The sequence below is a fragment of the Bittarella massiliensis (ex Durand et al. 2017) genome, from assembly GCF_001486165.1.
Taxonomy (GTDB): Bacteria; Bacillota; Clostridia; order Oscillospirales; family Ruminococcaceae; genus Bittarella; species Bittarella massiliensis.
Genome location: NZ_LN908977.1, coordinates 443,621 through 466,108, shown reverse-complemented (window position 1 = coordinate 466,108; position 22,488 = coordinate 443,621). Strand labels below are relative to the sequence as shown.

General features: G+C 63.0%; 21 protein-coding genes. 7 read left to right on the top strand and 14 right to left on the bottom strand.

The genetic code is table 11. The features are described 5' to 3' along the window. Window positions 1-8 precede the first annotated feature (8 nt). The gene (locus tag BN3266_RS09190) at window positions 9-1,247 is read left to right on the top strand and encodes an MFS transporter (RefSeq protein WP_059004917.1); all 1,239 of its coding nucleotides are present in this window, start codon (window positions 9-11) and stop codon (window positions 1,245-1,247) included. 63 nt (window positions 1,248-1,310) lie between these two features. On the opposite strand, the gene BN3266_RS09185 is transcribed toward BN3266_RS09190, so the two are convergent. The 7 genes from BN3266_RS09185 to BN3266_RS09155 all read right to left on the bottom strand — a co-directional run bounded on the left by BN3266_RS09185 (window position 1,311) and on the right by BN3266_RS09155 (window position 8,511). Then, window positions 1,311-1,937, bottom strand: a complete 627-nt coding sequence (locus BN3266_RS09185; protein WP_021661203.1) for a flavodoxin family protein — start codon at window positions 1,935-1,937, stop codon at window positions 1,311-1,313. 186 nt (window positions 1,938-2,123) lie between these two features. Further along, window positions 2,124-4,748 (bottom strand): ATP-dependent chaperone ClpB, encoded by a 2,625-nt coding sequence (gene clpB / locus BN3266_RS09180; protein WP_059004916.1) that lies wholly within the window; start codon window positions 4,746-4,748, stop codon window positions 2,124-2,126. Between the two features lie 209 nt (window positions 4,749-4,957). Next, window positions 4,958-5,587: an ABC-2 transporter permease gene (locus BN3266_RS09175; RefSeq protein WP_082671768.1), complete on the bottom strand. Its 630-nt coding sequence runs from the start codon at window positions 5,585-5,587 to the stop codon at window positions 4,958-4,960. Further along, window positions 5,584-6,450 carry an ABC transporter ATP-binding protein gene (locus tag BN3266_RS09170; RefSeq protein WP_242861750.1) on the bottom strand — a complete coding sequence of 289 codons (867 nt, stop codon included), beginning with the start codon at window positions 6,448-6,450 and terminating at the stop codon, window positions 5,584-5,586. Before BN3266_RS09170 ends, BN3266_RS09175 begins: the two co-directional genes overlap by 4 nt. Window positions 6,451-6,454: 4 nt before the next feature. Beyond that, window positions 6,455-6,829: a GntR family transcriptional regulator gene (locus BN3266_RS09165; RefSeq protein WP_021660241.1), complete on the bottom strand. Its 375-nt coding sequence runs from the start codon at window positions 6,827-6,829 to the stop codon at window positions 6,455-6,457. Window positions 6,830-6,997: 168 nt separating this feature from the next. After that, complete coding sequence (locus tag BN3266_RS09160; protein WP_368013950.1) at window positions 6,998-7,642, bottom strand: ECF transporter S component; 645 nt, start codon at window positions 7,640-7,642, stop codon at window positions 6,998-7,000. Between the two features lie 74 nt (window positions 7,643-7,716). Beyond that, window positions 7,717-8,511 carry a type III pantothenate kinase gene (locus BN3266_RS09155; protein WP_059004913.1) on the bottom strand — a complete coding sequence of 265 codons (795 nt, stop codon included), beginning with the start codon at window positions 8,509-8,511 and terminating at the stop codon, window positions 7,717-7,719. A gap of 404 nt (window positions 8,512-8,915) precedes the next feature. Here BN3266_RS09155 and BN3266_RS09150 point away from each other — a divergent pair, with 404 nt between their 5' ends. From BN3266_RS09150 to BN3266_RS09135, 4 genes are all read left to right on the top strand, one after another. Then, entirely contained in the window at window positions 8,916-9,530 is a 615-nt protein-coding gene (locus BN3266_RS09150; RefSeq protein ID WP_044991918.1) for an ECF transporter S component, read from the top strand. Between the two features lie 110 nt (window positions 9,531-9,640). Further along, entirely contained in the window at window positions 9,641-10,429 is a 789-nt protein-coding gene (locus BN3266_RS09145; protein ID WP_059004912.1) for an energy-coupling factor transporter transmembrane component T, read from the top strand. Next, window positions 10,426-11,280, top strand: a complete 855-nt coding sequence (locus tag BN3266_RS09140; RefSeq protein ID WP_059004911.1) for an energy-coupling factor ABC transporter ATP-binding protein — start codon at window positions 10,426-10,428, stop codon at window positions 11,278-11,280. The genes BN3266_RS09145 and BN3266_RS09140 overlap by 4 nt, the downstream gene beginning before the upstream one ends. Then, the gene (locus BN3266_RS09135; RefSeq protein WP_059004910.1) at window positions 11,280-12,089 is read left to right on the top strand and encodes an energy-coupling factor ABC transporter ATP-binding protein; all 810 of its coding nucleotides are present in this window, start codon (window positions 11,280-11,282) and stop codon (window positions 12,087-12,089) included. The genes BN3266_RS09140 and BN3266_RS09135 overlap by 1 nt, the downstream gene beginning before the upstream one ends. A 388-nt stretch (window positions 12,090-12,477) precedes the next feature. Here BN3266_RS09135 and BN3266_RS13920 read toward each other — a convergent pair whose 3' ends face one another. From BN3266_RS13920 to BN3266_RS09120, 6 genes are all read right to left on the bottom strand, one after another. Beyond that, entirely contained in the window at window positions 12,478-12,621 is a 144-nt protein-coding gene (locus tag BN3266_RS13920) for a hypothetical protein (protein WP_154669045.1), read from the bottom strand. A 123-nt stretch (window positions 12,622-12,744) separates the two neighbouring features. Continuing rightward, window positions 12,745-16,263, bottom strand: a complete 3,519-nt coding sequence (locus tag BN3266_RS09130) for an Ig-like domain-containing protein (protein ID WP_154669044.1) — start codon at window positions 16,261-16,263, stop codon at window positions 12,745-12,747. A gap of 390 nt (window positions 16,264-16,653) precedes the next feature. Continuing rightward, a complete protein-coding gene (locus tag BN3266_RS14080; RefSeq protein WP_021658326.1) occupies window positions 16,654-16,794 on the bottom strand; it encodes an OadG-related small transporter subunit in 141 nt (46 codons plus the stop codon). Between the two features lie 12 nt (window positions 16,795-16,806). Further along, the gene (locus BN3266_RS09125; RefSeq protein ID WP_021658325.1) at window positions 16,807-17,931 is read right to left on the bottom strand and encodes a sodium ion-translocating decarboxylase subunit beta; all 1,125 of its coding nucleotides are present in this window, start codon (window positions 17,929-17,931) and stop codon (window positions 16,807-16,809) included. A gap of 271 nt (window positions 17,932-18,202) precedes the next feature. Beyond that, the gene (locus BN3266_RS13915) at window positions 18,203-18,517 is read right to left on the bottom strand and encodes a hypothetical protein (protein ID WP_154669043.1); all 315 of its coding nucleotides are present in this window, start codon (window positions 18,515-18,517) and stop codon (window positions 18,203-18,205) included. Window positions 18,518-18,741: 224 nt separating this feature from the next. Continuing rightward, complete coding sequence (locus tag BN3266_RS09120) at window positions 18,742-20,073, bottom strand: hemolysin family protein (protein WP_021658322.1); 1,332 nt, start codon at window positions 20,071-20,073, stop codon at window positions 18,742-18,744. A gap of 449 nt (window positions 20,074-20,522) precedes the next feature. Between BN3266_RS09120 and BN3266_RS09115 the strand changes: the two genes are divergently transcribed. Beyond that, a complete protein-coding gene (locus tag BN3266_RS09115) occupies window positions 20,523-21,362 on the top strand; it encodes a DUF368 domain-containing protein (protein WP_059004908.1) in 840 nt (279 codons plus the stop codon). 88 nt (window positions 21,363-21,450) lie between these two features. Beyond that, the gene (locus BN3266_RS09110; protein WP_021658318.1) at window positions 21,451-21,903 is read left to right on the top strand and encodes a hypothetical protein; all 453 of its coding nucleotides are present in this window, start codon (window positions 21,451-21,453) and stop codon (window positions 21,901-21,903) included. 87 nt (window positions 21,904-21,990) lie between these two features. On the opposite strand, the gene BN3266_RS09105 is transcribed toward BN3266_RS09110, so the two are convergent. Continuing rightward, window positions 21,991-22,242 (bottom strand): hypothetical protein, encoded by a 252-nt coding sequence (locus BN3266_RS09105; protein WP_059004907.1) that lies wholly within the window; start codon window positions 22,240-22,242, stop codon window positions 21,991-21,993. Between the last annotated feature and the right edge of the window lie 246 nt (window positions 22,243-22,488).

Below are 22,488 nucleotides of genomic sequence, written 5' to 3'. Positions count from 1 at the left end.
AGGCACCGATGAAAACAACATCTCCCCCCAAACTCTTCCGCCGCGACTTCACCCTGGTGGCGATCGGCCAGATCATCTCCCTCTTCGGCAACGCCATCCTCCGCTTCGCCCTCCCCCTCTACCTGCTGCGCCAAACCGGTTCGGCGGCCCTCTTCGGGCTGGTGAGCGCCTGCTCCTTCCTGCCGATGATCGTCCTCTCCTTTCTCGGCGGGGTGCTGGCCGACCGGGTCAACAAGCGCAACATCATGGTGGCGCTGGACTTCTTCACCGCCCTGCTGGTCCTCTCGGTCTACCTGGGGCTGGGACGGCTGCCCCTGGTCCCCCTCATCCTGGTGGCGCTGATGCTCCTCTACGGCATCAGCGGCACCTACCAGCCGGCCGTGCAGGCCAGCATCCCCGCCCTGGTGGAGGGGGAGCAGGTCCTGCGGGGCGGGGCGGTCATCAACCAGATCTCCTCCCTCTCGGGACTGCTGGGCCCCATCGTGGGGGGGATGCTCTTCGGCGCCTTCGGCATCTTCCCCATCCTGGCGATCAGCGCCGCCTGTTTCTTTGCCTCGGCGGTGATGGAGCTCTTTATCCGCATCCCCTTCACCCCACGGGAGAAGGGACCGGGGGTCCTGTCGATCGTCCGCGCCGACCTGCGCGACAGCAGCCGCTACATCCGCCGGGAAAAGCCCCTTCTGGCCAAGGTCATCCTGCTGGTGGCCGCCATCAACCTGGTGATGACCTCGGTGATGACGGTGGGCCTGCCGGTGGTCGTGGTGGACACCCTGGGGATGAGCGACCGGATGCTGGGGCTCTTTCAGGGCATCGGGGCCCTGGGCGGGCTCTGCGGCGGCCTCTTTGTCGCCGCGGCGGGCAACCGCCTCACCCTGCGCCACTCCCCCCGGCTGCTCCTCCTCTGCAGCGCCTTTGCCGGAGGGCTGGCCCTCCCCCTGTTGCTGGGCCTCTCCCCCACCGTCGGCTTCTGGCTCATCACCGCCTTCAGCTTCTTCATCATGGCCCTGGCCACCGTCTTCAGCGTGCAGATGATGGCCGCCGTTCAACTGGAGACCCCGCCCCAGCTGGTGGGCAAGGTCATCGCCCTGATGATCGCCCTCTCCATGTGCGCCCAGCCCTTGGGGCAGGCCATCTACGGCGCCCTCTTCGAGCAGTTCCCCGCTGGGGGCGGGGTCATCCTCCTGGCGGCGGCCATCCTCTCCGCCGGGCTCTCCCTCCTCTCCCGCCGCATCTTTGCCGACGCCTAGGCCGCCCTGTGCACAAAAAAGAAGGCACACCCTCTCGGGTGTGCCTTCTCGCCAGTTTAGTACCTAGCGGATGAAGTTGGTGCGCAGCGGCGCTTCGGGAGCCGGCGGGTTGACGCCTGCGGCCTTCCCCGCCTCGATGCAGCGCAGCAGCCAGGCCATGTTCCGGCCCAGGGTGCGCATGATCTGCAGCCCCTCCAGGTCCTGACGGACCTCCTCCGGGGTGTTGCCGTGCACCATGTTCCAGTACTGGGAGGAGACCACCGGCATCTTGGCGATGGTGAAATACTTGTTGAGCGCGTCCAGCGAGGCGGTGGTCCCCGCCCGGCGGGCCGAGGCCACGGCCGCCCCCGGCTTGTAGGCGAAGGCGGCGCTGCCGGCGTAAAAGGCCCGGTCCAGCACCGAGAGGATCCGCCCGCTGGGGTGGGCGTAGTAGACCGGGGTGCCAAAGACAAAGCCGTCGGCCCCCTCGGCCTTTTCGATGAGCCGGTTGACCACGTCGCTGTCAAAGACGCAGCGGCGCTCCATCTTCCGGCAACCGCCGCAGCCGATGCAGTCGCGCACCGGGTCGGCCCCCAACTGCAAGATCTCGGTCTCCACCTGCTCCTCTTCCAGGGCGGCGGCCACCTCCGACAGGGCGGTAAAGGTGCACCCGTTTTTATTGGAACTCCCGTTGACCAGCAAAACTCTCATCAGGCTGCTCTCCCTTCTCACTGTGGGCGGCCCCGCCCGGGGCGGGCCGCCTGTCCTCACGTCTCTCTGTGTTTTAGTATAGCACGGCCACCCTCTTTTTTCCAAACGTTTTTCAGCTGCGGCAAAGGGGCCCGGCAGCGGCGCTCTCGCACCCGCTGCCGGACCCCCTTTCTGTCTGCCGGAAAATTAGAGCGCCTGCAACTCGCCCTTGGGCTCGGCGGTCAATTGATGGCCGTCGTAGTCCACCACAATGGTGGTGCGGGGCGCCAACTCGGCGCGAATGATCAGCCGGGCGATCAGGGTCTCCACCTTGCTCTGGATGAACCGCTTGAGGGGTCTGGCGCCGTAGACCGGGTCGTACCCCTGGGCCACCACATACTCCTTGGCGGCGGCGGTCAGCTCCACCGACAGCTGCTTGTCGGCCAACCGGCGGCGCAGGTCTGCGATCTGCAGCTCCACAATGCCGGATATCTCCTCCCTGGTGAGGGGTTTGTAGAAGACGATCTCGTCCAGCCGGTTGAGGAATTCGGGCCGGAACTGGCGGCGCAGCAGCCCGTTGACCTCCTCCTTGGCGCCCTCGGAAATCTGCCCGTCGGGGCCGATCCCCTCCAAAATGGCGCCAGAACCCAGGTTGGAGGTGAGGATGATGATGGTGTTCTTAAAGTCCACCGTCCGTCCCTGGGAGTCGGTGATCCGCCCGTCGTCGAGCACCTGCAAGAGGATGTTGAAGACGTCGGGGTGGGCCTTCTCCACCTCGTCAAAGAGGATGACGCTGTAGGGGTGGCGGCGCACCTGTTCGGTCAGCTGGCCCCCCTCCTCGTAGCCCACATAGCCCGGAGGCGCGCCGATGAGGCGGGAGACGGCGAACTTCTCCATGTACTCGGTCATGTCGATGCGCACCATGCTGTGCTCGTCGTCGAAGAGGGCCTGCGCCAGGGCCTTGGCCAGCTCGGTCTTGCCCACGCCGGTGGGCCCCAAAAAGAGGAAGGAACCGATGGGGCGGTCCGGGTCCTGGATCCCCGCCCGGGAGCGGAGGATGGCCTCGGAGACCTTCTCCACCGCCTCGTCCTGCCCCACCACCCGGCGGTGCAGCTCTTCGGGCAACCGCAGCAGCTTGTCGCGCTCCCCCTCCACCAGCCGGGAGACGGGGATGCCGGTCCAGCGGCCGACGATCTTGGCGATCTCCTCGTCGGTGACCCGGTCGCGCAGCAGACTGCCCGCGCCCTTCTGGCCCTGCTCGGCGATCTTCTCCTCCTCTTCCAGCTCCTTTTTCAGGCCGGGCAGCCGCCCGTACTTGAGCTCGGCGGCCCGGTTCAAGTCGTATTGCTGCTCCGCCTGTTCGATCTCGGCGCCCACCTGCTCGATTTCAGCGCGGAGGTTCTGCACCTTGGAGATGGCGTTTTTCTCGTTTTCCCACTTGGCCTTCATCTCCTTGAACTGGGCCCGCAGGTCGGCCAGCTCCTTTTGGATCTCCGCCAGGTGGTCCTGGGAGAGGCGGTCGGTCTCCTTCTTCAGGGCCGCCTCCTCAATTTCGTACTGCATGATCCTGCGGGAGATCTCGTCGAGTTCGGCGGGCATCGAGTCGATCTCGGTGCGCACCATGGCGCAGGCCTCGTCCACCAAGTCGATGGCCTTGTCCGGCAGGAAGCGGTCGGTGATGTAGCGGTTGGAAAGGGTGGCCGCGGCGATGAGGGCGGCGTCCTGGATCTTCACCCCGTGAAACACCTCGTAGCGCTCCTTGAGTCCCCGGAGAATGGAGATGGTGTCCTCCACGTCCGGCTCCTCCACCATCACCGGCTGGAACCTGCGCTCCAGCGCCGGGTCCTTTTCGATGTACTGGCGGTACTCGTCCAAGGTGGTGGCGCCGATGCAGTGCAGTTCGCCCCGCGCCAGCATCGGCTTCAGGAGGTTGCCCGCGTCCATCGAGCCCTCGGTTTTGCCCGCCCCCACAATGGTGTGCAGCTCGTCGATAAAGAGGATGATCCGGCCCTCGCTCTTCTTCACCTCGCCCAAAACGGCCTTCAACCGCTCCTCAAACTCGCCCCGGAACTTGGCCCCTGCCACCAGGGACCCCATGTCCAGGGAGAAGAGCTTGCGGTCTTTTAGGTTGTCGGGCACATCCCCCCTGGCAATGCGCAGGGCCAACCCCTCGGCAATGGCGGTTTTGCCCACGCCGGGCTCGCCGATGAGGACCGGGTTGTTCTTGGTCTTGCGCGAGAGGATGCGGATGGCGTTGCGGATCTCCGCGTCCCGGCCGATGACCGGGTCCAACTTCTGGGCGCGGGCCAACTCCACCAGATCCTGCCCGTACTTTTTCAGGGCGTCATAGGTCTCCTCCGGGGTGTCGCTGGTGACCCGGGTATTCCCCCGCACCGACGACAGGGCGGCCAGAAAGCCGTCCTTTTTCACCCCAAAACGGCTCCAAATCTCCCGCATGGAGGTGCTGGGCCGCTCCAGCAACCCCAGCAGCAGGTGCTCCACCGAGACGTACTCGTCCTGCATCCGCCCCGCCTCGGCCTCGGCCTGCACCAGGGCCTGGTCCACCTCCTGCGAGACGTAGATCTTGTCCGGCTCCCGCCCGGGGCCCGAGACGCCGGGCATCCCCTCGATGCGCTGGCGCACGGCGGCGCGCAGGGCCTCCAGGTCGCAGCCCATCTTTTTGACAAGCGAGGGGATCAACCCCTCGGGCTGTTCCAGCAGGGCCGAAACCAGGTGCTCCTGCTCGATCTGCACATTGCTGTGCTCTATGGCCAGGCTCTGGGCGGTCTGCACCGCTTCCAGCGATTTCTGTGTCAGTTTGTTGGCGTTCATTGGAACCACCCTCCCATTCTCTTCACACTTTTAGCAGTCTATTCTCTCGAGTGCTAAATACAATATACCCGATAGCTGTGTATAAATTGTGAACGCCTCAAAAATATTTTTGACTTTTTCTGACCTTTTGCTTTTTCCCCTTTCTCCACGGGAAAAAGGGCGCGCCCCTCCCCCTGTTTGGGGAGGGGCGCGCCCTTTGGCTCGGTCCTCTAAAACTCTTTTTTGGCGTAGATCCGGCAGGAGACGCCGTAGGAAATCAGGGTCGATCCCACCATCACCGCGGCGATCAGCCCCACCCAGAGCCCCGTCGGCAGCTGCGGCAGGGAAAGCTGTTCGAGAGCGGCGAACTTTCCCGCCAGCAGGGCGATGGCAAAGATGGCGGCCATGGCCGCATAGAGGATGATGCGGCTCTTCTCCGCCCCCCACTTGAAGGTGGGCGGCAGCAAAATCAGGTTGAAGATCACCCCAATGCAGGCGGTCAGCACCGCCGTCAGGGCGTTATTCGCCATGTCTTCCGGGCGGATAAAGGAGTATCCAACGGTGATGAGGAAGGCGACCACGCCCCCCAGCAGGGGCATCCCCACCCCCAGCACATACTTGGAGAGCACCACCTTGCTCCGGCTCACCGGCAGCGCGGCGGCGTAGGCCGGCCAGCGGGCCATGTCGTCGTAGGAGAAGGTGCTGATGCAGAGGATGGAGAGCATCATCACCACGATCCCCACGATAAAGGAAGAGTTCTTCATCCCCAGTCCCAACACCGCCATCCCGACCAGGTAAAGGATGTAAAACTTGGCCGATTTGCCGAAGATGCAGAAATCCTTGAGCAAAAGTCCCCTCATCTCTTCTTCCCCCTTATAAAGTAGAGCACCATTTCCTCCAGGGTGCAGCGGTCAAAGACCAGCCCCTCAAAGCGGCGGCGGTTCTCCTCGCTGCGCTCCACCAGCGCGTCAAAGCCAAAACTGGTCTCCCGCAGGCCGATCAGCTCGCTGCGGTCCAGCCGCTCCAGCTGTTCCCGGGTGCCCTTGAGCACGCTGTAACCGTAGAGAAGGGCGTCCTTTTCCTCGCAAAAAATCAATTGGCCCCCATCCAGCAGGGCGATGTAGTCGGCCACCCGCTCCAAATCGCTGGTGATGTGGGAGGAGATGAGGATCGAGTGCTCCCCGTCGCCGATGAACTCGGCGAAGATGTCCAGTATCTCGTCGCGCACCACCGGGTCCAGGCCGCTGGTGGGCTCGTCGAGCAGCAGCAGCTGGGGCGCGTGGCTCAGGGCCGCGGCGATGGAGAGCTTTGCCTTCATTCCCCGGGAAAAGTTCTTGATGAGGTCCCCCGGCCGCAGGCCGAAGCGCTGCAGGTAGCTGGCAAACTGCCCCTCGTCCCAGTTGGGGTAGATGCCCGCCATGATGTTGGAGACCTTTTGCGGGGTCAGGAAATCGTGAAAGGCGCTCTCGTCCATCACCACCCCCAGCCGCTGTTTGATGGCCATCTCCTCTTTCCGATTGTCCATCCCCAGCACCGAAATTTCGCCGCTGTCCCGGGCAATCAAGTTCAAAATCAACTTGAGCAGGGTGGTCTTGCCCGCGCCGTTTTGCCCCACCAGGCCCATGATACAGCCCTTGGGCACGCTCAAATCTACGTCCCGCAGGGCAAAGGAGCCGTAGCTCTTGCCGACCCCGCGCAGTTCCAAACAATTTTGCGTCATCATACTCTCACTCTCCGCTGTAAAGCAATGTCACCAGCTGTACCAATTCCCGCTCCGACACGCCGCAGCCCCGGGCCAGCTCGACAGCTTTGGCCAAGCTCTCCTCCAGGGCGCGCATCCGCTCCTCCCGGGCAAACTCCAGGTTCTTCTCGGCCACAAAGCTGCCCCGTCCGGGTTGGGTGGTGAGGAAGCCCTCCCTCTCCAACTCCTCGTAGGCGCGCTTGGTGGTGATCACGCTGATTTTCAGCTCCCGGGCCAGCAGCCGCATGGAGGGCAGTGCCTCCCCCGGCTGCAAAACCCCGGTCAAAACCTTGTCTTTGACCTGGTCGACGATCTGCTGGTAGATGGGTTTGTCGCTGGAATTTTGGATGATGATGTCCATAGGTCACCTCGAGCACAGAATATATCGATATATTGTATATACAGTATATATACAATCAACACGGTTGTCAACACCCTTTTGCCCAACTGGCAAACTTTTTCTTTTCCCCCTGCAAGCAAAAAAAGGCCCCTTCCGCCGGGCGCGGAAAGGGTCCTTTTTCTCATTTTTTTATCTCCGCTGCACTGGGCCACCCCGTCCCTGCAAGGCCAGCAGCGGCCGGCAGATCGCGGTGGAGAGGACGGCCGCCACCAGGGCCTCCGGCACCCCCACGGTGCCCACCAGGGCGGCGATCCAACCGAAGAGGGCGCCGTAGGCCACCCCCTGGGCCGCCGCATAGGCAGGGCCGAAAAAGAGGTAGATCCCCCCCATCACCAGCAGGGTGTTGCAGAGGGATCCGGCCACCGCCGCCACGGCCATGGCCGCCGTCTTTCGCCTGCCGCCGCGGGCGATGGCCCGGTAGCAGAGCCCCGCCACCACCCCGATGAGGATGCGGGGCACCAGGCAGATCACCAAACTCCACAGGTTGCCGTGGGTCTCCCCCACCCCGTAGAAGGGGGAGAAGACAAAGCTGCTCAGGTTGGGCTGAAAGGTGTTTTTCAGCAGGCTGGTGAGCCCGAAAAAGCCCCCCAGCATCCCGCCGGCCTTGGGACCCAACAGGATCCCCCCGATGATCACCGGGATGTGGACGGTGGTGGCGTTGATGAACCCCAGGTTGATGTACCCCAGCCAGGGCACCGCCGACAGGACCGCGATCAGGGCGGCCAGCAGCGCCATCTGCACCAGGGCAGTCGTTTTTTGTCTCGTCTTTGACACAGCGCATTCCTCCTGCTGCCGTTCCCGCATGAAGGGCGGGATACAGCGCATATTCTGGGAAAAGAGGGCTGGGGTTATTCGCCGCCCCGGCGCTCCGCTGTATTTTTCCGATAGATGGCCGCAAGACCCCGCAGCAGCAGGTGCTCTTTTAAGAGGAAGGGCGCCCGACAGTAGGGCTGCACCAGGGCCGCCCACCGCCCGCAGAGGTAGAGGGGGCAGTCCGTCCCCAGCGCCTCCTGCAGCCGCTCGGCCATCCCGTCGAGCATGGCGGCGTGGCCGTGGAGCAGTCCGCCCCGCATGGCCCCCACCGTGTCGCTTCCCAGGGGGGGCGCAAAGCCCCCCTCCAGGGCGATCTCCGGCAGACAGGCCGCCCGCTCCCGCAGGGCCTCCAGCGAGAGGGCCAGACCGGGCATCACGGCGGTGCCCCGCAGGGCGCCGCCCTCCCCCAGGGCCACGGCGGCGGTGGCCGTCCCCAGGGAGAAGGCCGCACAGGGCCCTCCCGCCAGGGTCATCGCCCCCACCGCCAGGGCCACCAGATCGCTGCCGGTGGCCGCCGGGTTCTGGGTGCGGATGTCAAGCCCCGTCTTGACGCCGGGCCCCAACACCAACCTGCGTCCCCCCGGCCGCACTAGCAGGGCGGCCGCCTCGGCCGCCGCCTGGCGCAGCGAGGGCACCACGCAGGAGAGGGCCGCCCCCGAAAAGGGCTCCTCCCCCCCGCCGGCCAGGGCCAGCGCCTGGCGGATGTGCAGGGCCAGGTCAAAGGCGGTTGCGCCCTTGCAGGTGGCGGTCTGCGCGACAAAGCGCAGCTCCTCCCCCGCGAACGCCCCCGCCGAGATGGCGGTATTGCCCACATTCAGCACAAGCAGCATAGCAAGGCCCTCCCCCTTGTGACGATCTTCGGAAAACCAGCTGATTTCCCGGTGCCAGTGTACCCCATTTCCGGCCAATTGGCAAGGGCGCGCCGCTTCCCCTCCGCACGCCCGGCGGCCCCCTTTTCCCCCCTGCCGGCTCCCCTGCACCTCCCTGGCGCGGGCGGATGGGCCGCGCCGGGGAGGGTGCGGAAAAAAGAACCCTTCATCCTGTCAAAACTGCCCCTGAATTTTTGGTAATATCGATAAAATAAGAGAAAATGATTGATTTTTTTGTTGACTACCACTATACTGTGGGTAGTGGTATTTACAGTTTGTTAACAAGAGGGAAGTGCTTGTCGAGGTCGTTTCCCGCCTTGTTTGGCAGGCCGAACGGATTTCAACTTCTGAGGAGGTACGCATCCATGAAAAAAATGAACAAACTGGTCATCTTCTTAATTCCCATCGGCATTGCAGTCAACTTCGTGGGTGGGCAGATCGCCATTCTGCTCAAACTGCCGCTCTACTTAGACGCCATCGGCACCATTGTGGTGGGCGCGCTCTGCGGCGGCGTTCCCGGCGCCCTGGTCGGTCTCATCACCAACCTGCTCAACGCCATCACCTCGCCGACCACCCTCTACTACGCGGTGCTCAACGTGGCCTTCGGCTTCGTGGCCGGCTGGTTCTCCAAACTCGGCGTCTTTAAGAGCCTGTGGAAGACCCTGCTGTCCGCCCTGGTCTTCGGCTTCATCGGCGGCGTCATCGGCCCCTGCATCACCATCATCTTTCTGGGCGGCTACGGCGCCAACGCCACCGGCCTCATCACCGGCGCCCTGGTCGCGGCCGGCTGGTCGGTCGCTCCCGCCTGCTTTGCCTCTGAGGCGTTTGCCGACTTGCTCGACAAGATCCCCACGGTGATCATCGTCTTCATCATCCTCAAGAGCATGCCCAACCGCTTCCTCACCAAGCTGCCGCTCGGCCACGTCTACATCGGCGCCAGCGGTGCCGACGAAGACGACGAAGAGGAAGAGACCCTCTAGGGCCTCCCCTTCCCAACCTCGACTGCAAAAAAGACAGGCCGCTGGGTGAGCAGCGGCCTGTCCCTTTTCCCAAGGCAGCCCCAAATTTTAACACAAAGGAGTGGATCGGTTTGGATCTGGATTTTGCCTATTCCTTTAAAAACCCCCAGCTCTACGGGAACTGGCTGATGGACGTCAATCCCCTCAACAAGTTCAACTTCTGCGCGGTGATGGCGGCCGTTGGCTTCATCCTCCCCTACTGGTGGATCGGCTACGCCATGATGGCGGGCTATCTCGTCCTGGCGGCCATCGCCGGCAAGTTCGGCCCCTTTTTCAAGATGTTCTACAAGGTCTTTCTGCTGGTGGGGGCCATCCTCTTTTTGATGCGCGCCATGTTCACCGAAGGCACCACCATCCTCTTTAGCTGGGGCAACATCCACGTGACGGTGGAGAGCATCTTCTACGGCCTGCGGGTGGCGGGCACGGTGGTCGCCTTCTGCGGGGCGGTCATCCTCTTTTACAACATCACCCCCATGCGCGACCTGATGTACTCCCTCGAGCGCATCGGCGTCTCCCACGAGACCTCTTATATCTGCCTGGCCTCGATGCAGGCCATCACCGATCTGGGGGAGAGCTCCAAGGTCATCATGGACTCCCAGAAGGCCCGCGGCATCGAGACCGAGGGCGGTCTCATCAGCCGGATGAAGGCCTTTATCCCCATCATCGGGCCGCTGGTGCTGGGGGCCATCTCCAACACCGAGGAGAAGTCCATCGCCATGGACGCCCGCGCCTTCTCCGCCCCGGTGAAACACACCTTCTTGCGGGAGCTGCGCAAGACCCCGGCTGCCGAAAAGGCGGCCATCATTCTCATCGACATCGCCCTTGTGGCGGTCATTGTGGGGAGGATCATCTGGCTATGAGTTTTATCACCTTACAAGACGTCTCCTACAAATACCCCCTGGCCAAGACCTTTGCCCTCAAGCACGTGGACCTCTCCTTTGAAAAGGGAAAATTCTACGGCATCATCGGCCAGAACGGGGCCGGCAAGACCACCCTGTGCAACCTGGTGCGGGGACTGGTCCCCCACTTCTACGGCGGCTCCCTCACCGGCAAGACCATCATCGACGGCACCGACGTCAAAAAGTGGGACACCGACCAGTTGGCCACCCAGATCGGCTATGTCTTTCAAAACCCCTTTACCCAAATCAGCGGCGTCAAAGAGACCGTCTTTGAAGAGATCGCCCTGGGCCTTGAGAACCTGGGCATCCCCAAGGATGAGATGATCGAGCGGGTCATTCGGGTCTGCAAGCTGCTGAAAATCGAGGACCTCATCAAGCGCGACCCCAACGCCCTCTCCGGGGGGCAGCGGCAGCGGGTGGCCTTTGCCGCCATCATCGCCATGGACTCCGACACCCTGGTCATCGACGAGCCCACCTCCCAGCTCGACCCCGAGGGGACGGCCGATGTCTTCGCCATCATCCAACTGCTCAAAGAGCAGGGAAAGACGGTGCTCCTCGTCGAGCACAAAATCGACCTGTTGGCCGAGTACGCCGACGAGATCGTGGTGCTGGAAAAGGCCCAGGTGGCCTTTCAGGGCCCCGCGCAGGAGGTGCTGCAAAACCCCTCCCTCCTGGAGCACGGCGCACAGATCCCCCAGGTGGCACTGCTGGGCAGCAAGTTGAAGGAAAAGGGGATCGGGCTGGCGCACATCCCCATCACCCAAAAAGACGCCATCGCGGCCATTGAAGAGAGATTGGGGGGAGAGAGCTGATGGCAATTGAACTGAAGGACGCGTCCTTTACTTACCCCAACGGCTACACCGCCGTTGAACACCTAAATCTGGTAATCGAGAGCGGCGAAAAGGTGGGCATCGTCGGCCAGAACGGGGCCGGCAAGACCACCGCCGTCAAGATGATGAACGGGCTGCACAAGCCCTCGGGCGGCGACGTCATCGTCGACGGGGTCAACACCAAGGAGAAGACCACCGCCCAGATCTCCACCTATGTGGGCTATGTCTTTCAAAACCCCGACGACCAGATCTTCAACAAGAGCGTCATCGCCGAGATCGAGTACATGCCCCGCTACCTGAAGATGGAGGAAAAGGAGATCAAGCGCCGGGTGGAGCGGGCGGTCGAACTCACCGGCATCGCCAAATACCTCAAGAAAAACCCCTTCGACATCCCCTACTCCACCCGCAAGTTTGTGGCCATCGCCGCCATCCTGGCCACCGAGACCCCCTACCTCATCCTCGACGAGCCCACCGCCGGGCAGGACGCAGAGGGGATCGCCATCCTCTCCCACCTCATTGATGCCCTGCAGGCCGAGGGGCGCAGCGTCATCACCATCACCCACGACATGGAATTTGTGGCCGACAACTTCGACCGGGTGGTGGCCATGGCCCAAAAGCACATCATTGCCGACGGCAGCGCCCGCGACATCTTCTGGAATGAAGAGGTGGTCAGCACCTCCCGCATCCGCAAGACCGCCATCGGCGAACTGGCCAAGGAACTGCAGATCGGCGAGCGCATCCTCTACTGCGACGAGATGGTGGAGGAGATCGTGCGGCGGCTGGGGCGGTAGCAGGTCCCCCCGCACAAAAAGCAAGCGCGCCCCGAGCACCTAGTTTGGTGTTTGGAGCGCGTTTTTTTGCAACTCGATACCCCCATTTTACCGGGGGGACCGGTCGTTTTGGCAGAAGGCCTCCACAAGGGAAGGGGGCCAAGGACGCAAAAGAAAAGTGCTCTTTGGGTGTTGACTGCCGCACTGGCTTGTCGGTTTGCCGGTGCAGTGCGCAGGTACAATCATAAAATTTCGATGCCCCCTTTGCGGGGCAAAGTCCGTATGCCGCCCTTTTGGGGCCGGTGCACACCACCCGTTTCACCGGTGGTTTTGATTGGAAGGGAGCCAGCAGGGGTTGCCCGGGTAGGCCCCCTTTCAGCCAAACCGCCCCGTCTGCGTTTCGCCCCCCTCACTCCGCCGGGGCCCGCACCCAAAACCGGCCGCTGGTGCGGTTGCCCAGCAGGTCGCACACCGCCAGCTGGTACTCCCCGTCCGGCGCGGAAAAGCGGGCGACCCCGCTGCTCTCGTCGACAGACAGTGAGGTGAGGGGCAAGTTGTTCGCCCCCCCAAAAAAGGATGAAGGGCACCCCGCTCACTCCCCTCTCATCGTCCAGACAGAGGAGAGGGCCGGTCCACCCAAACGGGTAAACCGGCCCTCTCCTTCTCTTTTCAAACCTCAGCGGGATGCGTGTCTTTTCCGCCCGAGCAACAAGCCAGCTCCGGCCAAGGCCAGAAGCGGAAGCACCTTCACACCGAAATCGCCGGTGAGGGGTTGTCCCTCCTCGCCACGGTCATCCGGCTCTTCCTCCGGGGTTTGGGGGGTCTCTGGGCCTTCTGGTTTCTCCCCGCTCTCCCCCTCTTCCGGGGGCGCGGGCTCCTCGTACACCCGGTAATCCAGGTAGACCGTAGAGGTGTTCCCCTCGCCATCGCGCACCAGCACCTCAATGACATAATCCCCTTCAGAGCGCAGATCGATGTCCGTCAGCGCCTGGCCCTCACTGTCGCGGATGGTCGTCTGCACTGCAGCGCCTGCGGGCACCGTGTAGCGCTCCTCCACTAGCTTCTCGGCGTCCGCCTGGGTGAGGGTGCCGTCCTTTGCCGGGGTGGACATCTCGTCCTTATACACTTGGTGGACCGTGCCGTCTCTGTCGGTATTCACCGGCCCGTCGGGACGCAACGTCCCCTCTTCCCCCGCCCCGGGCTGATTGGGCTTCACCTCAACTGCCGGGGGCTCTTTGAGCTGGTAGTCGACGGTCACTGTGGTGGTGTTTCCCATATCGTCGGTCACCACCGCCACCACCTGGTAGCGGTCCGGCTGCGACAGGTCGATTTCTCCCACTGCGTTGCCATCTTTGTCTTTGACCTCCACCAGGGTGAGTTGGGCGTCCCCCCAGTCGTAGCGGCCGTCAAGCCAGTCTGCCAATTCGGGCCGGCCGAGGGTCCCCGACCCGGTTGGGCGCAGATAGCTGTCCTCCAACTGGCCGTGCAGGGTACCTGTCGCATCGTCGCCCTGCGGCGGCTCTTTGGGGGAGAGCTCCCGCCCCGGTTCCTCGGGATTTTCCGGCTTGACCACCACCGTCGGCGGGTCTGTCACCAGATAGGTCAAATCGACGGTGGTGCTATTTCCCCTGTCATCGCGCACGACTGTGATCACATGGTAGGAGCCCGGCCGAGTGCGGTCGATCTGCTCTACTTTCTGGCCGTTTTCATCCCAGATGGTCACCGACTCGATAGCGGCATTTACACCAGGCGTCATCGAATCGACGGTATAGCGCCCCTCGATCCAAGTCTCCACCTCACTCTGCGAAAGAGTGTCCCCCGAGACCGGGACCGCGACCCGGTCTTTCAAGTTCTGGTGTAGGGTGTTGGGGTCCCCCGGGTCCTCCCCGGGCTTACTGGTGATTTCCCCGTCCGGCTCCAATTCCCGGGCGGGCTCTCCCGGTGCGGAGGGCTTTCCCTCCACCTTGGGCGGCTCCACCACCGGGATGCCGGGGTTTTCCTCCGGCGAGCCCTGGCAACTGCTTACCCGGTAGTTGGTGCCGCCGTCGAAGGTGGCGCTGACGGCGATTTTCCCGTCCGGTCGGGCGGGGATCTGCACCCCGCTCAAATCCCAGGCAAAGTCGGCCGTGCCAAAGGCAAATCCCTTCTCCGTCCCTGCCTGGGCCGCCACCGTCACTGGGCCGCCCACGGCGACCCCGTTGACGTAGAACTGCACTGACCCGTCCGGGGCTTTGCAGGTGGCGGCCATTCCGTCGGCTGGGCGAACAAGGGCATGGAAAGCGACGCCCTGCAATTGGTCCCCCGACCACTGGAGCTGATAACTGACTTTTTCCGCGGTGCTGTCGGCCGGGGTGATTTCGGCGGCGAAGGCGGCGCGGTGTCCCCAGAAGGACTCCTGAAATCCCGGTGCAGCCGAGAACTGGCTGGAGTCGATCATCACCGTGTAACCGCCCGCCCGCTCAAAGCTGCCGGTCTTCACCGGTTCGCCGGTCTCCTCCCCCGCCTTGTCCTCCACCCGCTGGTGGGAGAGGCTCATGGCCGAAACGTCGTTGAGGAACTCTCCCTCCGGTCTGTCGGCGGGGATGTTCAGGCCCGCCACCTGGTTGAGCAGGTCCTGTCCGTCTATCGGCAGCCCGTCATACTGCTTGTGCAGCGATTGGCGCAGCGCCTCTCCCAGCAGACTCTCGTCCACAGTGAAGGTCACATACTGCTTGGCCACCGTGTGCCCGCTGTCAAAGCTGGGGATGGTGAAATCGTACTTGCCCTCCTGCTCCTGGCCGGTGACCGGGTCGATGGCCACCAGATTTTTGATTTCCAGAGATTTGCCCTGGGCGCTCTTGGGCAGCCAGAAGTAGAGCTTGCCGTTTCCGTCCACATTGTTGGCAAGCCCGTACTCGGGGGTGAGAGGCACCCCGTCCACCGCCACCTGCAGGCTCTTGAGGGGGCCGTTCTTCAGTTCTGGGTAGCCGCTCAGGTCGACGGTGGCCATGGCCAGCTCGACGCCCTTGCCGTTGGTCACCGTGCCCTGAAATTTGCTGGTGTAAAATGAGCCCCCGGTGACGACAATGTCGGTCCCCGCCGCGCCGATGTCGCTGGTGGAACTGGTGATGGGGGTCAGATTGCCCCCGGTGATCACAAATTTATGGCCGGCATTGCTGCCGGGGGCACAGCCCGCGCCAAAGGCGTTGCCGTGGGCAAACCCCTGGGCCGTGATGTTGCCGCCGTTGACATAGATGTCCCGGCAGATTGTGTTTTGATAGGTCTCGCGGGACTTGATGGTCCCCGCCATCTGCGGCCTGTCCCAGTTGGCCCCCCAACTGGAACTCAGCCCGCCGCCGATACCGGCCCCGTGGTAAGAGCCCTTGGCGGTGACGGTCCCGCCGTTGAAGGTCATGACCGTACAGCCGCCCGCCATCGAGCCGCCGATCCCCGCGCCGGTGCCGTCGTAGTCACTGTACGGCCCGTAGGCATAGGCCTCGATGATACCGCCGTTGAAGGTCATCTCCCCTGCGTTCTCCCAGATGCCGCCGCCAATGCCCGCACAGGACTTGCCGCCGTTTGCGACCAGCCGTCCCGGATCTTCACTTGTCATCAAATAGAGAGGGTCGCCCTTTTTGAGGGCGGTCCCGTTTGCCAGCACACAGTCCCGGGGCACCCGGCCCTGTTCGGGGACGACGGCATTCCCCTGGCTGTCTGTGTTGCGCACCCCGTCGTCAATGGTGAGCAGCGAACCCTCGCCGCAGTGAACGGCGGGAAAGAGCGCCCCTGCCGTCAGGGTGTTGACGCTGCCGTCCGCCAGCGTCAGATGAAGCGAAGTCTTGTTCTGTATCTGCGCCCCATCGGTGGCTGCGCTCCCGCTGGCCGTGCCGTACAGGTTGGTCGCCACATCCAAAGGGAGCGGGGCGGTGATGGTCACCCCGCTGAAGGTGATGTCGGCGTGGACCCCGGGCGCCACCCGAACGCCGTGGGTGCTCGACGAGCCGGAAATGGTCAGGGGGGTGTCCGTCTTGACAACCACCATGCCGGCGGCGTCATCCACCTCGTAATCGAGTCCCTCCACCCCGCCGGTGACCTGCAACCCGGTCATGCCCAGGCCGACCCCGGCCGCCTGAACGCCCAGAGGCCAGCTCGCCATCCCCAGGGCAAGGGCCACCGACAGGGCAAGCAGGCGATGCCGGAATGCGGTTCCTCTCATTTTGCGCATCTTTTTCTCCTCCATTTCCCCCTTGCCGCCTTGTGAGAGGGAAAACGCCCCTCCACAATTCCGCAAGAAGCATAAAATGTATAGATTTTCGTTCTTTTGACTGGTGGGGAAAAAGCAAAAAGAAAAGCTGATTTGCCTCTGGCAAACCAGCTTTTAACAACCAAAACAGGGCCTTTTTCGCTCGAATGATAACCTATAATTTCTCCGGCTTCAAGAGCGGAGAAACCTCTTTTGGCAGGATACAGGCCGCATACACCCACTCGATTGGCTCCATTATAGCACCTATCATACCGAAAGACAACCGCCTTATCCCCCGCCACAAGGGCAAAAAGGGGCCGCGGCACCCCTGCCGCAGCCCCTTTTTTGCGTATTGCCGCTTGGCTACTTGCCCTCTCCCCGCTCGGGAAAGAACTTGCACAGCAGCTTGATGCTCAAATAGATCACCAGGATGACGGCAAAGATGCCGCCCATCCCGTAGCCCATGATGGGCAGGGTCGATAAAAATTCGGGAATGTGAAACACAGCGCGCCCTCCTTACTTGGCAATCAGGCTGATGATCAGCCCGCCGGCGATGACCGAGGCGATCTGCCCGGCCACGTTGGCCCCAGCCGCATGCATCAGCAGGAAGTTCTGGGGGTCCTCCTTGAGGCCCATCTTGTGAATGACCCGGGCCGACATGGGGAAGGCCGAGATGCCGGCCGCCCCCACCATGGGGTTGACCTTCTTTTTGCAAAAGAGGTTGAGCAGCTTGGCGAAGAGCACGCCCCCCACCGTGTCGAAGATGAAGGCCACCAGCCCCAGCCCCATGATGAGCAGGGTCGCCGGCTGCAGGAAGTACTCGGCCTGCATCTTGGTGGCGATGGTCAGCCCCAAAAGCAGGGTAATCAGGTTGGCCAGCACCTTCTGCGCGGTCTCGGAGAGCATCCCCAGCACCCCGCACTCGCGGATGAGGTTGCCGAACATCAAGAAGCCGATCAGCGAGACCGATTTGGGGGCAATCAGCCCGGCGATGACGGTGATGAGGATGGGGAACAGGATCTTGGTCGTCTTGGAGATGGAGAGGGGGTTGTAGGGCATTTTGATCCGCCGCTCCTTCTGGGTGGTGATCAGGCGGATCACCGGCGGCTGGACAATGGGCACCAGCGCCATGTAGGAGTAGGCCGCCACGATGATGGCCCCCACGTAGTTGGACTCAAAGTAGTTGGCCACAAAGATGGAGGTGGGGCCGTCGGCCGCGCCGATGATGGCGATGGAGGCCGCGTCGTGCAGCTCAAAGCCAAAGAGCGAGGCGATGCTCAGGGTGAAGAAGATGCCGAACTGCGCCGCCGCGCCGAAGAGCAGCATCTTGGGGTTTGACAACAGCGGTCCAAAGTCGATCATGGCGCCGATGCCAATAAAGAGCAGCAGGGGGAACAGCTCGTTGGCGATCCCCGCCCGAAAGAGGGTGTCGATGGCCCCCTGCTCCACCCCGCTGCCGGCCACCTGGTCCACCGCGCCCGAGAGGGGCAGGTTCACCAAGATGGCGCCAAACCCCATGGGCAGCAAGAGGGTGGGCTCCATCTCCTTTTTGATGGCCAGCCAAATCAGCAGCCCGCCGATGACCCACATGACGATTTGACCCGGGGTGATGTTGAGAATGTTTTCAAACAAAACTTCCATTGTGCACTTCCATTTCTTCAATCTGCATCTGCACCGCCCAAAACGGTGCAAAAAAAGAGACTTTCACCGTGAAAACCACAGTAAAAGTCTCACTTTTTATAGTATGTGCGGATTTTTTTGCAAAAATCGGAATGTCGCACCATACGACGGCGCAGAGCGCCGCAAGTTACTCCCTTTTGGGCGGTATATAGTTGTTACCGCATAAGAATACCACATTTGCCCACCCAAATGCAAGGCCCATCTGTAAAATCTAGGTAAAATCCCCTCTCTGTCAAAGGGGCCACCGCCTCTCTCGCCGGCCCGAGAGCACCCCCAGCTCCACCGCCAGCACGGCCAGCCAGAGGGCGAGCAATCCCCCGTCCAGTCCGCAGCGGCGGTGGAGGTAGAGCAGGGCCGACACCCCCGCCAACAGGACGAGAAAGCAGCTGTCCCACCCCGCCAACCGCCTTCCCTCCCCCTTCACGCGGGGGCGCGTTCCAGACAGGCGTAGCGCCAGATAGGCAATGGACACCCCTATCCCCAGCAGGGCCAACCAGTGTACCAGACACCCGTCGTCCACCGGACAGCCGGACCAAAACACCTGCACCGATTCATCCCCTCCTCTCCAATCCCCTCTACCAATAGGTGTTCAGAATTGGGCAGAAACGGTCACTTTTCTTTCATTTTCTTCATTTTTGTACAATTTTCCAATCTATTTCCCCCCAAAACACGCAAAAACGCGACCGATGTTTCTACACCGGTCGCATCGCACCGCAAAAAAGCGAGGGAGCAGACCCTGCTGGGTCCGCCTCCTCGCCACTTTTTCCTTTGCTATTGGGCCGCCGCCTCTTCTGCCTGCGGCTCCTCTTTCCAGACCAAGACCCGGTCGATGCGCCGCTCCTCCATCCGCGCCACCCGGGCGCAGTAGCTCCCTCCCAGGGGGAGGACGGTGGCGTCCCCCTGTTGGGGGATATAGCCCAGCTCTTCGATGAGCAGGCCGGCCAGGGTGTCGTACTCGCCCCCGTAGTCCAGCGCAATGCCGAGGATCTCCTCCACCTCTTCCAGTTCAATGGAACCGGCGAAGAGATAGCGGCCGGGCGCCAGCTCCTGGCAGTCGGCCTCCTCCCTGTCGTACTCGTCGGCAATGTCGCCGACGATGTCCTCCAGCAGGTCCTCCATGGTGACGATGCCGGCGGTGCCGCCGTACTCGTCCACCACAATGGCCATGTGGACCTTTTCCTTTTGAAAGGTGCGAAGCAGCTTGCTGCAGAGCATGCTCTCGGGCACATAGATGGGGGCGCGCATGCAGTCGGCCGCCTTTTCGACCCGCTTGGAGTCGTCGAGCAGGTCCTTTACGTAGAGGATGCCCACCACGTCGTCGGCCGTCTCGTGATAGACCGGGATGCGGGAGTACCCCTCCCGTCTGGCCAGTTCCTTCACGGCGACGATGTCGTCGCTGTCCTCCACCATGCTCACGTCGGTGCGGTGGGTCATCACCTCGCCCACCGTCTTGTCGTCAAAGGCGAAGATGTTCTCGATGAGCTCTTTCTCATCGCCGTCAAACACGCCCTTCTTGGTGCCGGTCTCCACCATCAAAAGGACGTCTTCCGGGGTGATCTCCTCCTCGTCCTCCCCCGGCTTCTGCCCCAGCAGCCGCAAAATGCCGTTGGTGGATTGGGCCAGCAGCCAGACAAAGGGGCGGGCGATGCGGTAAAACAGGGAGATGACCCCCGCCACCCGCAGCGCCACGGCCTGGGCCTTGCGCATGGCGATGCGCTTGGGCACCAACTCGCCAAAGACGATGGTGAAATAGGACAGCAGCAGGGTGATGAGCACCAGGGAACCGCCCTGCAGGATGGCCCGGTCCACCGGCAGGAAGGACAGGGCGTCCGCCAGCATCCCCGCAAAGTTGTCCGCCGCCACGGCCGAGGCCAGAAAGCCCGAGAGGGTGATCCCCACCTGAATGGTGGAGAGGAAGTTGGAGGGGGTGCGGGTGAGGAAGAGCAACTTCCCCGCCGCCTTGCTCCCCCCGTCGGCGAGTTTTTGCACCTTGGCCTCGTTGACCGAGATGACGGCAATTTCGCTCATGGCAAAAAAGGCGTTGGTGGCGATCAGCACCAACAAAATGGCAATACTGAGAAAAAGACTACTGTCGGAGTCCATATCCGCTCCCTTTCCTTGATGGGTCAAATGGTGTCCGCCCGGTGGGCGGGCGGCCCGTCCGGCCGCCTTCTGCGGCCGCCCCACAGGGAGCGGCCGGAAGAAATGGTACAAGATGATTCTATTATAGCGAAACAGCGGCCAAACGCCAACAATCGGCCGGGCTTCCCCGGCGGTGCGGCGGCAAGGCAGAGAAAGGGAGAGGCCTCTCCCTTTCTCCGGGCGCACCATTCCCGGCCAAATCCACCCCAAAAGGGGGAAAATCGCCTTTGGCCGGCGGCAGCCAGCCGCCCGCGCGCCCGCTTGACACAAATTTTACAGGACTCCCCGCCAATCAGCAGCGCCGCTCGGCCCACACCCCGCCACCGGGGCGGAAAGGCCACCGCGGGCATTGACTTTTGACCCCGTCTTTTTTACACTGGTACAAATTTTTGCAAAATAGGAGCGAGACGATGAAACACACCAAAGAGGGACTTTCCACCCTCCTCTCCGGCCTGGTGGTGGGCAGCAGCATGCTCCTGCCGGGGATGAGCGGGGGGACCATGGCGATCATTCTGGGCATTTACGGCCGGCTCATCCGCGCCATCAGCAGCCTGACCAGAGATCGAGGGGCCAAGCGCCGGCAGAGCCTGCTCTTCCTGTTGGTCTTCTGCCTGGGCTCGGTGGGGGGGATGCTGCTCTTCTCCAAGGCGGTCCTCTACCTGACCGAGCGCTTTGGCGACCCCATGCTCTTCCTCTTCTCGGGGCTGATCCTGGGCAGCCTGCCGGTTTTGTGGCGGCAGGCGGGCATCCGCCGCCCCACCCCCGGCTGCCTCGCCGGGGCCGCCCTTGGCCTGGGGCTGGTCTTTGCCCTGCGGCTGGTGCCGGACGGCCTCTTCGCCGCCGGAGAGGGCTTTTCGATACAGGGGGCCCTGCTCCTCTTTTTGGCGGGGGCGGTGGTGGCCGTGGCCCTGGTGCTGCCGGGCATCAGCGCCTCGCACGTGCTGCTCCTGCTGGGGCTCTACCAGGTGGCCCTCTCGTCGGTCAGCCAGCTCTACCTGCCCTTTCTCCTCCCCCTCGCCCTGGGGCTGGTGGGGGGGATCCTCGCCACCACCTCCCTGCTGGACAGGGCCATGGAGCGGCGGCCCCAGTTCACCTACTCCCTGATCATCGGCTTTGTGCTGGGCTCGGTGGCCGAGGTGTTCCCCGGCTTTTCCGGCGGCTGGGGGGCCGCCCTCACCGGCCTTGTCTGCCTGGCGGCCGGGTGCACCGCCACCCTTCTGCTGGGCCGCTTGAGCCGGGCCCAGGGGTAGTCACACCATTCGAGCCGGGCGAACATATATTGGGGCGTGACCAGATCGTCACGAGATTTGTTCGTCTGCTTGAAAGGAGTGTCTATCCGTGTACCGTTCCAAATACATCTGCGGGTTCCTGGCCTTTGCCAGCGCAGTGTTGGGCGCCATCTTTGCGGCCCTCTACTATACGGGCATTGCCACCGTCCTAGTGTACGTGGCGCTTGGCTTTACCGCCGTCCTCGCCGCCATCGCCCTGCTTCTGCTGCTGATTTTCGCCCTGCACCGCCCCTGCTGTGACAACTGCGAATTCTCCGACAGCATCTGCGGCTACCTGCCCTGCTTCCTCTTTTCCGCTCTGGGCGCCCTGATCCTCTCCCTCTTCACCGCCATCGTGGCGGTCTCGGGGGCGTCGAGTGTCGCTGCCATCATCCTCCTCTTCTTTGCCAGCGCCTTTGCCTTCATGATGCTGTTTACCCTGGCGGCCATGGTCCATGGGATCATCAAAGCCAACTGCCCCACCTGCGACTGCCACTACAGCTGCAACTGCGAGCGCCACTGACCCCCGACCGACCGGCCGGCACTGCCTGCCGTTGCCGCGCAAAAAGGGACCGGACGACTGTCCGGTCCCTTTGCTTTTTCGCCCGTTCTAGCGGACAAGGTTGCTGATGACGGCGGCGAGGGAGTTGAGGGCGGCCACGCAGATGGCCACCGTGTTGAGGACCTTGCCCACCGTGTCCTTCTCCCCGGTATAGGGGTTTTGCCGGGCCATCACCAGCCCGGGGATGGAGCAGCAGTAGGTGACGATGGGCAGCAAGATGGAAAAGACCAACCCGATGATCCCCAGCGTCAGGGTGGCGGTCTTGTTGCTTTTGTGGGGTCTCGGGATCTGGTAGGGCATCTGCTGGGGCGGCTGGTAGGGGGACTGGCCGCTCTGCTGAGGGGGGATCTGCTGGTAGGGCGGCTGCGGCGGGGGCCTGTGGATAAGGGACAGCCCACAAGCTGCTGAGCATCCCCCCCTGCGCGGCCCCCCGCCCCTCCCCACGGTCGCCCGGCCAGCCCTCGTGCCCGTAACTCCGCCGGGCACATCGGCCGAGGGGGCGCACGTCGGCCTGCTCTCGGCGCGTGGACGACGCCTCGCTGCCGC